At 37.3% G+C, this 11,057-nt stretch carries 12 protein-coding genes; 1 reads left to right on the forward strand and 11 read right to left on the reverse strand.

The genetic code is table 11. The features are described 5' to 3' along the window. Window positions 1-85: 85 nt before the first annotated feature. Window positions 86-418, reverse strand: a complete 333-nt coding sequence (ytxJ, locus tag C406_RS0109255) for a bacillithiol system redox-active protein YtxJ (RefSeq protein WP_017380332.1) — start codon at window positions 416-418, stop codon at window positions 86-88. 200 nt (window positions 419-618) lie between these two features. Then, window positions 619-1,386: a DUF1295 domain-containing protein gene (locus C406_RS0109260; RefSeq protein WP_017380333.1), complete on the reverse strand. Its 768-nt coding sequence runs from the start codon at window positions 1,384-1,386 to the stop codon at window positions 619-621. Between the two features lie 101 nt (window positions 1,387-1,487). On the opposite strand from C406_RS0109260, the gene C406_RS0109265 reads away from it, so the two are divergent. Then, window positions 1,488-2,309 (forward strand): DegV family protein, encoded by an 822-nt coding sequence (locus tag C406_RS0109265; RefSeq protein ID WP_017380334.1) that lies wholly within the window; start codon window positions 1,488-1,490, stop codon window positions 2,307-2,309. Between the two features lie 30 nt (window positions 2,310-2,339). Here C406_RS0109265 and C406_RS0109270 read toward each other — a convergent pair whose 3' ends face one another. Genes C406_RS0109270 through msrB form a run of 9 tightly spaced genes read right to left on the reverse strand, consistent with a single transcriptional unit; the run spans window position 2,340 to window position 9,990 of the window. Then, window positions 2,340-2,711, reverse strand: coding sequence for a DUF1499 domain-containing protein (locus tag C406_RS0109270; RefSeq protein ID WP_017380335.1), 372 nt, complete (start codon window positions 2,709-2,711; stop codon window positions 2,340-2,342). 20 nt (window positions 2,712-2,731) lie between these two features. Continuing rightward, window positions 2,732-3,418 carry a TVP38/TMEM64 family protein gene (locus C406_RS0109275; RefSeq protein WP_017380336.1) on the reverse strand — a complete coding sequence of 229 codons (687 nt, stop codon included), beginning with the start codon at window positions 3,416-3,418 and terminating at the stop codon, window positions 2,732-2,734. Next, a complete protein-coding gene (locus C406_RS0109280; protein WP_017380337.1) occupies window positions 3,415-4,767 on the reverse strand; it encodes a dihydrolipoyl dehydrogenase family protein in 1,353 nt (450 codons plus the stop codon). Before C406_RS0109280 ends, C406_RS0109275 begins: the two co-directional genes overlap by 4 nt. Continuing rightward, entirely contained in the window at window positions 4,754-5,356 is a 603-nt protein-coding gene (locus C406_RS0109285) for a CDP-alcohol phosphatidyltransferase family protein (protein ID WP_017380338.1), read from the reverse strand. Before C406_RS0109285 ends, C406_RS0109280 begins: the two co-directional genes overlap by 14 nt. Window positions 5,357-5,359: 3 nt before the next feature. Continuing rightward, complete coding sequence (locus C406_RS0109290; protein WP_017380339.1) at window positions 5,360-6,223, reverse strand: ABC transporter ATP-binding protein; 864 nt, start codon at window positions 6,221-6,223, stop codon at window positions 5,360-5,362. Next, entirely contained in the window at window positions 6,220-6,942 is a 723-nt protein-coding gene (locus C406_RS0109295; protein WP_017380340.1) for a hypothetical protein, read from the reverse strand. Before C406_RS0109295 ends, C406_RS0109290 begins: the two co-directional genes overlap by 4 nt. Further along, window positions 6,939-7,742 carry a hypothetical protein gene (locus tag C406_RS0109300; protein ID WP_017380341.1) on the reverse strand — a complete coding sequence of 268 codons (804 nt, stop codon included), beginning with the start codon at window positions 7,740-7,742 and terminating at the stop codon, window positions 6,939-6,941. The genes C406_RS0109295 and C406_RS0109300 overlap by 4 nt, the downstream gene beginning before the upstream one ends. After that, window positions 7,726-8,874, reverse strand: a complete 1,149-nt coding sequence (locus C406_RS0109305; protein WP_026045653.1) for an ABC transporter substrate-binding protein — start codon at window positions 8,872-8,874, stop codon at window positions 7,726-7,728. Before C406_RS0109305 ends, C406_RS0109300 begins: the two co-directional genes overlap by 17 nt. A 12-nt stretch (window positions 8,875-8,886) precedes the next feature. Next, window positions 8,887-9,990 carry a peptide-methionine (R)-S-oxide reductase MsrB gene (msrB, locus tag C406_RS0109310; protein ID WP_017380343.1) on the reverse strand — a complete coding sequence of 368 codons (1,104 nt, stop codon included), beginning with the start codon at window positions 9,988-9,990 and terminating at the stop codon, window positions 8,887-8,889. Between the last annotated feature and the right edge of the window lie 1,067 nt (window positions 9,991-11,057).

Consider the following 11,057-nt stretch of genomic DNA (forward strand, 5'->3'; position numbering starts at 1 on the left):
GGGTTTTATTCATTAGACAGCTTTCATAAATAAAACCCCTCCCTATATAAATTAATGGGAGGGGTTCAATAGAAGATCTTTAGAGTTATTGTGCTTCTATTGCTTTTTCTATATTCTTCTCCGTTATGTTCCAATGGGAAGCATTCCAAACGGACTCTCCATTTGAAACTAATAAGATTTGTGGTGATTTATGTTGAACACTTAAATCACTTTCAATTTCTTTGGATACCAGACGACTTTCAATGACTTTCACCAAATACGCGTCAACTTCTGTAGCAAAAGATGTAAACTCTTTGTACGCAGCTGCACTTACAGGACAAGACGTACTATGCTTAAAGACTAAAACAGGTTTCTCTTTGGATTGTTGAAGAACATTTTGCCATTCAGGGATTGATGTAATTTCTGTATAAGTTGTCATACGGAATCATCCTTTCAGTAGTTATTCTTTCCATTATCTCGAATTCTAATGTGTTTAGCACGTAACTTGTCTTTGTTAAGAGAATCCGAACAAATTGTTATACAACATCTACTTGTTTCCAGGTCGATTGTGGTCTACTAAACCATTCATATACAATTGGAGCTCTACATCGAAAACAATCCTACCGCTAGCGATTAATGTTAGTTTTTCTGAGGCATTGGCACAAACACGCTTGTTTTAGCTGCATATTCAGCATAACCAGGTTTCTGACTATTTTTCTTTTCAAGTAATGGAACTCCAGAAATTTTTAATAAAAAGAACGTTAATAACAATGGACTAATAAACGAAATCCACCCGAATGGTACAGCACATGCAATGATACTAATCCCAAACCATTGTGTCGCCTCACCAAAGTAGTTTGGATGGCGTGTATATTTCCATAGTCCAGTTGTGATTACTTTTCCTTTATTCGCTGGCTTTTGAATGAAGGTACGTAACTGTGAATCCCCAATCGATTCAAATAAAAAACCAATGATCCAAACAACTACTCCTATATAAACAGGCCATATCGATAATATGGTGTCACTTTTGCTAATACCTAAAAAGATTCCCAAAGAGAATAGAAGAGAAACAGTTCCTTGAAGCATAAACACACGAACAAAAGCCGTTTGCTTAACTTTAGTACCCCATTTTTTACGCATGTCAACGTAACGATAATCCTCAGGTTTCCCTGCATTTCTCGTAAACAAATAAATCGACAAGCGAAGTCCCCAGATAATAACCAGTGCAGCTATCGTCAAGGACACAACATTTATATTTCCTGTAAAGACGAGAACGACAATAGTCGTCAAAATAAATGTTACACCCCAAATAATATCAACTATTGAGTAATTATCTAACTTAACAGCGATCATCCAAATGACACTCATGAATAAAATCATACATATTATAGCAATACCCGCTAACATTCGACTCACCTGCACATTCTTTTTTTATTTATCTCATTGAATCTATTATACTAACGATAAAATGAGCACACATGATTGAATGTGCAATTGGAGGAAATAGTATGAAAATCGCATGGGTAACTGATAGTTCAGCATATATACCTAAAAATGCTCATCGATCCGATTTGTATGTAGTCCCTTTGCAAATCAATCATGAAAACACAACATATAAAGATGGTATAGACTTAACAACTAATGAATTTTATGACTTACTTAGTCACTCTGAGTTCTCTCCAAAATCATCACAGCCCACTGTATATGATATTGAACAACTTTTTCAAACCTTGGAAGTGGAATATGATGCGATAATTGCCGTCCTAATTTCACGACAAATTAGTGGCACTTTCGACACTGTCGCTTCGGTTAGTAGAAATATATCAATTCCTGTTCATTTAATAGACTCAAAAATAGTATCATGGCCCTTATATGACCTTATACAACGAGGAAGAGTACTAGTCGAAGAGGGTATGACGCCAAAAGTAATTGCCCAAACTTTGAATGACAATGAAGACATTTATACTAATCGAATTTTTGTAGCTGACCTAAATCAATTATTAAAAGGTGGCCGGATAAGTAAACTTGGTTTTTTTGTTGGTAACATATTAAGAATCCATCCTATCCTCAAATTTAAAGAAGGTACCATACAAATTGCTCACAAAATACGAACTAGAAAAAGAGCCATTCTACAAATGGTGAAAGATTTTGAACCAACATCCAGTGAAATGTGGGTACTACATTGTGGAAGTGAAAAGACCGCTCATGAAGTTAAACAACAACTACAGGTAAGATTTCCTGCAGAAGAGATTCAAATTGGTGAACTAAGCCCGATTATTGCTATACACGGTGGACAAGGTAGTTTCGCCATCGTTTCAGGAAAAGCTTAGAGTCTTTAGTTTATACATTAAAACAAAAAATCACGGACGCTTATAAGCATCTGTGATTTTTTGCATTCTTTTTTTGTTTACTCCGAAATCGGAATACCCAACTCTTGATTTAGAGCGAAAGTGAATGACTTGTTTGGAATCATCAAAATAAAATTCAATGTCATCTTTAAATTTAAATACTTTTGAGGTTTCTACATAATGAAGATAATTGACTTTTTCTTCGACTAGTTCAATTTGATTCATATTTATTATAATCATTTTTATTTTACTTTGTGCTTGCGCATTGCTACCACTATAAGGAATTGGTTCCATATAATTTCGCTTAATATCTGTTTGACTCGATACGCTATTTGGCTTATCTTCAACAGGCTTTAAATGTCCATTCGTTACACCTAGTTTCATAGGTTTCCACTTTCCTTTCTTTACTTAACATGCTCTTTTTCAAGAGGTATTTGAGTAGTTCCTTTAAACTTCTTCACAAGGAAGGGCAATAAAACCATAACTCCATACAATGCAACCGCAATCCACAACTTTGAATCCATTGTTCTTAGAGATGAGCCAATATAATTTAATACAAATGCACCTGGAATAATGCCTAAATACGTAGCAGCCATATACGATTTTAGTTTGACCGAGCTTAAACCAAGCGAATAATTAATCGAATCAAACGGAATTAAGGGAATGAGTCTTAAATAAAGCACAACCATAAATCCATTGTTTTGAATAGATTGATCAAATCGTTCTATTCTTTTACCTTTAACGAATTTCTCGATTTTTTCTCTGCCTAAATACCGAGCAACTAAAAATGCTAAGACTGCCCCGCTTCCTGCACCTACAATATCTAGTGCAGTGCCGAGAAATGGTCCAAATGTGTACCCACCAAATAACGTCAGAAGAGTTGCGGGGAAGAAAAATAATGGACGTATCGTATATACGATTACGTACAATAACATACCCCAAATCCCTAATTCCCTAACATAATCACTAGCCGCTTCGATATCAATCTTCCCAATCACATCAAATGCATAAAGGACGATCAAACAACTAATGGCAAACCCAACAAACAAGATGATCTTTCGCCATTCTTGCCAAAAAGTACGCTTTTTCATTTACTTAATCCTCGCACAGATATATACGTTTTTATTAATGACTGCACAATTGGTTTTTCAAGTGTTCGAGACATATACGTATTGGCAATTTGTTGTAGGATTTGTGCGTGTGTAGGATATGGTACGGTCATACTTGACCATGATGATATCGGTTTTTTAATACGCTTTGTATAAGCAACCAGCTGCATGAGATCACTTATATTTGGACCGACTGCTTGAGCATTGATGACATAACCCTTTTTATCAATACCAATACGAATAACCACATCGTCGATCAATTGTGTTTTGTAACGATCGATATCTTTTGAATTCACTTCTAGCGTTTCCACTACTTCCGTATCATTGCCGAACAATTGGTACACTTCAGGTGTTGAATAAATAATCGCAGCAAAATCAAAATAGATGTTCTTTTTCTTTTTCGGAAATGCGATATGTTCAATGACTGCACGCGCTTCTAATCCAGCTGCATGTGTGTGTGCATAAGTATCAATAACATCTCCAATTGCATAAATATGAGAACGTGATGTTTGATATGTATCTTTTACCTGTATAAAACCATCTTTCATTTTAACTCCGGCATTCTCAAGTCGCAGAGAACCTATATTGGCAATACGACCTGCAGCAACCATAATATCGTCCACTACAATTTGTTTTCCACCACTTAAAGTAAGTCGTTTTTGACTTCCTTCTACTTCTACACATGTAACTTCTGCTTTATTGTAAAACGTCATCTGTGATTCAAAATGTCTTGTTGCCACTTTTCGAATGGAAGAATCGAATTTGCCCAAGATTTCTTTGTCACGGTTAACAATATGTACATCCGTTCCTAGCTTTGCCATCGCTTGTCCAAGTTCTATCGCAATGGGTCCCGCTCCAATAATACCGAGAGACCTTGGCTGTTGAGTCAAATGAAATAATGATTCGTTTGTTAAATATCCAGACTCCTGTAAGCCTTCAATTGGTAATTCCCGAGGGGATGAGCCCGTTGCTATCACAAATTTTTTCCCGCGAATCCGTTGCCCATTTACCTCAATTTCATTTGGACTTACAAATTTCGCATGTCCGATATAGACCGCGACTCCAAGTCCTTCAAAACGTTCAACCGAGTCATGTACCTGTATTTCTGAAATCACCTGTCTTATGTGTTGAGTCGTTTGTTCCCAGCTCATTCCTTGGGTTGATGCATAAATTAAAGATTTAGAAGGGACACATCCGGAATGTAAGCAATCTCCACCTAACTTCTCTGTAATATTTACAAGTGCCACATCCACACGAAGTCTCGCAAGTCCTGCTGCTGTATATAAGCCGCCAGAACCACCTCCAATGACCACTACTTTATGTTCTTTCATGTAATTCCCTCTCTTCCTTCACAAATGCTGTGAAACGCAAAACCGTGCTTAACACTTCAATAACAATAAATAATAAAGTTGTCCAAAATAACCACGTTGGTGCAAAAATGACCATCACCGTTAGCAAAATAAATCCTTCCGTGCGTTCAGCTAACCCTGTAGCATAGTGAAAACTTTTTCTCCCGGAGTTCCGCGCTACATTGCCGATCGTTAAAAACAATGTCATCGCAATTAAGATTGAAAACATTAATAGTAGCAAAACAACTGAGTGCTCTGGATACTTGATCGCGAGCACTAAAATAATTCCACCTTCTACCACTCGATCAAACGTTACGTCGAGTACGGTACCTACTGCAGAAGGTTTTGTTTTTCTAGCCATCGTACCATCTACAGCATCAAGTAATCCTGACAGCCACAAAAAAGCGATGCCAAGCCAAACCAAATCAATATATATCCATACACTTGCCGCAATCCCAATTGATACGGCAATCCCTGTTACTTCATTTGCCGTTAACTTCCATTTGATGAATGTATCAGCTAATGTATCTAGAAGAGGTTGAATAATTGGTTGTCCTTTTGTGTCTAACAAGTTTCACCCCTCCTTCAAAACCAGATGCAAAGGCTCTTTAGTATTTATCTCATGAGACTTTTTCATAAATTGCTTCTGTCCATTTGGCAAAATCACCACATAAAAGTCGACCCCGTATAAATGAACTTGTTTATCAAGCAAGACAGGAATTGATTGATCACTCGTATTATTTGTTAATACACAATTTGAAATTAAATAGGTACGTCCCTCATTTTGAATACCTTCGTTAAAATATAGTTCGACTTCTTGTTCAGACATAGTTGTAAGTTTGCCATCTTGTAGTAAAAATGTATGATCTGCATACATTTTAGTCTCTTCATAGTTGTGCGTCACAAAAATCCCTGCGACATTGCGTTGTTTCATTTCGTTGAAAATTAGATGTTGTAGCTGCCTACTCAGTTTCACGTCTAAATTTGCAAATGGTTCATCCATCAAAAACACATCTGGTTGATAGACAAATGCGCGAGCAATTGACACTCGTTGTTGTTGTCCACCAGAAAGCTCATAAGGAAAACGATCTTCTAGACCAAAAAGTTCAACTTTCTCAAGCCAATTTTTTGCTATAGAATATCGTTCTTTCTTTCTCACACCCTGACATTTCAAAGGAAATGCAATATTTTGAAGAACCGTCATATGACTAAAAAGATATGATTTTTGCGTAATATACGCGCACATTGTCTCTGGTTTTTTTTGAATTTCTCCCGAATCAATTGGCTCCATCGCTGCAATCAGTTGAAGTAAAGTAGATTTTCCACTACCCGATTTCCCAAGTATCGTTATGACTTCGCCTTGTTTAAGAGAGAGATTTACACGCTCAAGAACGATTTTACCTTCGAATTTTTTTGAGATGTTTCGCAACTCCATCATAAGAGCGATGTCACCACCTTTTTAAAGATTGAAATAATGAATCTTATCAATAACGCAAACAGTCCAATCATCGTAATTATAAGATATACAGACGTATGAACAATATAGAAATTAGATGATTGTAAATATGGAAATAGTAATGTGGTGATTGTAGGGATTAATCCACCACCGATAAACGCTGTAATTGCATATTGACTAAGTGAAATCACAGTTGTTAACAATACCACTGTATATAAGCTGCCGCTTAAGAGGGGGAAGTAAACAAATATCCACATGGTTTGTTTGGAACCGTTAAATAGCTTTACAAGTGAAGGAATTCGTTTTTCTAGTTCCAAAAATCGATTTTTAAAAATTTGAATGGAAAATGGGATGGTTACCATTAAATGAATATATAGTACGCCTATCAATTGATCCGGAATATGTAACCACAACAAAGCAAGTTGTAAGCCACCCATCACCGCAATCACGGGAAGAATAAGCGGAAATAACACAAAGACATCTTTCCAAAGACTAACCTTACTGGCTAAATGCCAACCGGTTAAGAGGCCTAAACTGATATTTAACACGATTGTGACACTCGTAATTACACATGTGTAATATAATGCCTGCCAAATTGATGGATCTTGCAAAATAAATGAAAAAGTTAATTTTCCCGTAACGAAAAGCCAGGCCGTGTAAAGTAGCATCATCGTGTAACTTAAAGAAAGGAGATGTTTCATAATGATCGACTCCCCTTTCCAAGTGAATGCCTTGTCCGACTTGTCCATAAAAACAACCCAATCGTCAAAAGTACAAGCACAATTGAGACGCCTACTAACAAGACATCCATCACTAAACGTTGTCCCACATCAATGGAGTAATAGTATGCCAATATAGTAGGACCAAATTGAGGATATACACTATTTTCAAGAAGTGCAGGTACTTCATAAGCCGTTAACATAAAGGCAAACAAAATTAAGAAGAGCTCAACCACTTGCCCTTTAATAGCTGCCCATTCAACATGAACAAACTGTTGCCATTTACTCCCTCCAAATAATTGAATAAGTCTACGAGAATCGAGTTCAAGTGATGCGTATGTAACCGTTAAATAAAACACTACAAAAGGTACTTCTTTTAACCAATAGGCTAGCAAAATTTCTAGAAAGCCGAATGTTGGGTGATAAAAATCGACCATTTTATACATATTATTCGCTAAAGCTAAAACATATAAAGCCACAATGAAATGTGGAAAATAAAAAGCAACCGACAATCTATCAATTGATTTTCTTAAAGATTGTTTCAAATAAAATCCACGTACAATTAATATGCCCGATCCGATGCTAATTAGGGTAGCTACAACAGTTAAAACGGCTGACCACAGCAATCGATTCAGAGGTTCTGCATAATCTTGCCATGACGGGTTTGGCTGAACGATATCCAATAACCGTACGATATCTACAATTAAAAGAGCGGCCGCTAGTAAACTAACCGCTCCAATAGTGATGACAATTAAACTCCCTATTTTATGGACGAACGACATAGTCTCTCCATTCCTCTTCGATAAGTTGAATCATTTCCGCCGAAAAGTCACTTTGATTTTCCCACTCGTTCAAGTAATGGTCTCCAGTGGATTCAATAGACTCTAATTTTTCTTGTTGTTCGCCCGTTAATTGGTCTAAGGCTAATACAGAGCCATCTCCCCATACGTCACTTTTTAGTTTTTCGGATTGCATCGGGAAATTCGTTAACGCTTCAATTACTTGCAGAGCCTTTTCTTTATTCGGCGAATTAAAAGGAATGGTTAAATAATGCGCATTCGTAACAGCTTGCCCACCCAAAGCGAACGTGCGCGTGGATTTGTTAAACGTACCATTTTCGATAAAGGGTAACGCACGACGCTCATTGAAACCCATGGTAAAATCAACGTCATTACTGCCAAACATTTGATCTAGTTGCTGCAAAGTTTTAGGGTAGTCTTTTCCTTGTCGCCACAAATTCGGTTTGATTTCACTTAGATATTCGTATGCTTTTTGTCGTTGCTTTAGGGTAGGATCACCATTTATTTGATCAAGATTCAACGAGTAAATTAATTGCCGGATAAAGCCATTCCCCGTGAAGTCTGCTGCATCTGGATACGTAAATCTCCCCGGGTTGTTTTGAATCCACTGTGTTAATTCATCAATAGTTAAAGGAGATTGCTTAACATTGTCTGTATTAACTTGAAATGCAAATGACGTTTTCCCCCAAGGAATTTCTAAACCTTCTATAGGCTCGCCACTATCTGTCTCCAACAATACTTGTTCAAAGCGTTGTGTATTTTCTAAATCACTCAATAGGTCCCCAGACAGCAATTCACTATCTTTCGCTTGTTTAAAAGCTGCTCCATTAATCCAAATGAGATCTATGGATCCATCTTTTCGACCAACGGATTTTTCATTTTGGAGTTTACTCATAAAATCATTCGTTTCCATAGCAACACGTTTTAATTCAATGTCGTATTCTTTTAATACATAAGGAGCAACGGTTTGATCAATATATTTGTTAATATTTTCATCGCCACCCCACATGTAGAATTGGACAGATTTTCTTTCGCTGCCACTCCCGCATCCTGTTAGGACAAGTAGTAATAGGGCAAAACCTATGAACTTTTTTATGATCATCCCAACTTTCATTTTTCAGCTATTTTACTGAATAAATAAACTTACATATTCTCCATACCCTTGTTTTTCAAGATCCGCTTTTGGAATAAATTTCATGGAAGCCGAATTCATACAATAGCGTAATCCCGTTGGCTCTGGACCATCTTCAAAGACATGACCTAAATGTGAATTACCATGACGACTTCTCACTTCCATTCGCTTTGTCCCAAGTGTAAAGTCTTCAATTTCTATAATATTTCCTGTTTCTAGCGGCTGCGTAAAACTTGGCCAGCCCGTTTTAGAATCAAATTTATCGAGGGAACTAAATAACGGCTCCCCAGAAACGATATCGACATAAATTCCATCTTCAACATTTTTATCATATTCATTTTCAAAGGGTGGCTCTGTACCATCATTTTGTGTGACTTCGAATTGAAGATCTGTTAATTTTTCTCGCAACTCTTGCTCACTGTATTTTTTGTACGACTTTATATCGAGCGCAGGTTGGTTTTCCCATATTTTGTCTAAGAACTGATCCCGACCAGAACGTTCACGATAGTATTCATAGCGATCTTCACTTTTTAAATAGTAATCTTGATGATATTCTTCTGCTTCGTAAAATGTCATAGCTTGTCGAATAGGCGTAACAAGTTCTCCTTCAAAAATGCCACTGTCTTGCATTTTCTGTTTAGATGCTTGTGCGAGTTCTTGTTGATCTTCATTTGTGTAAAAAATAGCCGTTGCATATTGTTTGCCACGATCTACAAATTGCCCATCAGCATCTGTCGGGTCGACTTGACGCCAAAATACTTCTAGCAATTCTTCATATGAAATGACTTTTGGATCAAACGTAATAATAACTGATTCTATATGGCCTGTGCTTCCTGATGCTACTTCATTGTAGGCTGGATTCACTTCATCGCCACCTGTATAACCAGATACTACAGATTCAACACCGACTAATTTTTCAAAAGGTGGCTCCATACACCAGAAACATCCTCCTGCAAAAATCGCCGTTTGTTCCTCGTTATATGAAATGGACTCACTACCATTTGATTTTGCTTGCTGATAATTCATAAATAGAACCAGTCCAATGACAACCGCTATCCCTACCATTGCGAGTAATATCCACTTAAGTCTAAACCTCATCAGGTTCACCTCATCATCCGTTTACTCTTATTATTCCATATCAACATATCATAATGCATGTGAAAAGATTGTTAGATGTGTTACAAAAAAGTCTTATCCACATTTATTGGGGTCAGATACGTTTATTCGGCTTCGTGCTCTATTTTATCGGCTTCACAAGCTGTTTATTCGGCTTCGAGACGAGTTTTATCGGCTTCAATGGAGTTTTATTCCGCTACGCGACTCTTTTATTCCGTTTTACCCAATTTCCGCCTAAGAAAAACCGGGCAAAGTGCGCCCGGTCCTTTTAAGAGAGTACACAGTAACAACTTTGGTTTCCGGTATGATTTCCGTTACAGGCGGACGCTTTCCCTGGGCGAGCGCCAAGACTCCTCGTCGCAAGCTCCTGTGGGGTCTTGTCTGTATCGCTTATCCCACTGGAGTCGCCGCCTTTCACTACAATCTTACTTCTTTTAATAATTAACATTGATAGCAATTTAGTTTTAAAAATAAATATAATATATTGTCCTATCATGTAAAATGAAAATACGGCACCTATATTTATAATTGAACAAAATCGACTTCCACTGAGCGTAAAATTGCATTTCTAAAAAATGAAATAATACTTTACATTAATCGGATTAACCAGAGTCACCTCATAGATATTTCTCTTAAGCATGTTAGTTTCCATATACTAAAAACAACTAGAACACTGGGTTCTTGGCACATCAATTTCATATACTTTCTTATCTTTTAAGAAAAACCGGCAAGTGCACCCGGTCCTTTTAAGAAGGGTAACCATAGAAACCCGTTTATTTCCACTACGGTGGACGCTTTTCGCGGGCACGGACTTCAGTCTCCTCGTCACTGTAAAAACATGTGCTCCTGCGGTTACTCGTCGCAAAGACACTGGCTTTTGGCCAGCATCTTTCCTGCGGGGCCTTCAGCTCAAGCTTTTCCCGCAGAAGTCGCCACCTGCGCTTCAATCAACTAGTGTGAATTTATCCATCATTGCAACGAATTCTATTTTTAGTGACAATTATTTGAAATCTTGAGCGATACGATACACAGCTAGCAGGAATACTTCT

This window comes from Paenisporosarcina sp. TG-14 (assembly GCF_000297555.1).
Taxonomy (GTDB): Bacteria; Bacillota; Bacilli; order Bacillales_A; family Planococcaceae; genus Paenisporosarcina; species Paenisporosarcina antarctica.

Bases quoted from the DNA above. Each gene is read 5' to 3' on its own strand.
- C406_RS0109305 (WP_026045653.1), bottom strand. From the start codon at position 8,874: ATGAAAGTTGGGATGATCATAAAAAAGTTCATAGGTTTTGCCCTATTA.
- C406_RS0109265 (WP_017380334.1), top strand. From the start codon at position 1,488: ATGAAAATCGCATGGGTAACTGATAGTTCAGCATATATACCTAAAAAT.
- C406_RS0109295 (WP_017380340.1), bottom strand. From the start codon at position 6,942: ATGAAACATCTCCTTTCTTTAAGTTACACGATGATGCTACTTTACACG.
- C406_RS0109270 (WP_017380335.1), bottom strand. From the start codon at position 2,711: ATGAAACTAGGTGTAACGAATGGACATTTAAAGCCTGTTGAAGATAAG.
- C406_RS0109260 (WP_017380333.1), bottom strand. From the start codon at position 1,386: ATGTTAGCGGGTATTGCTATAATATGTATGATTTTATTCATGAGTGTC.
- C406_RS0109290 (WP_017380339.1), bottom strand. From the start codon at position 6,223: ATGATGGAGTTGCGAAACATCTCAAAAAAATTCGAAGGTAAAATCGTT.
- C406_RS0109280 (WP_017380337.1), bottom strand. From the start codon at position 4,767: ATGAAAGAACATAAAGTAGTGGTCATTGGAGGTGGTTCTGGCGGCTTA.
- ytxJ (WP_017380332.1), bottom strand. From the start codon at position 418: ATGACAACTTATACAGAAATTACATCAATCCCTGAATGGCAAAATGTT.
- msrB (WP_017380343.1), bottom strand. From the start codon at position 9,990: ATGAGGTTTAGACTTAAGTGGATATTACTCGCAATGGTAGGGATAGCG.
- C406_RS0109300 (WP_017380341.1), bottom strand. From the start codon at position 7,742: ATGTCGTTCGTCCATAAAATAGGGAGTTTAATTGTCATCACTATTGGA.
- C406_RS0109275 (WP_017380336.1), bottom strand. From the start codon at position 3,418: ATGAAAAAGCGTACTTTTTGGCAAGAATGGCGAAAGATCATCTTGTTT.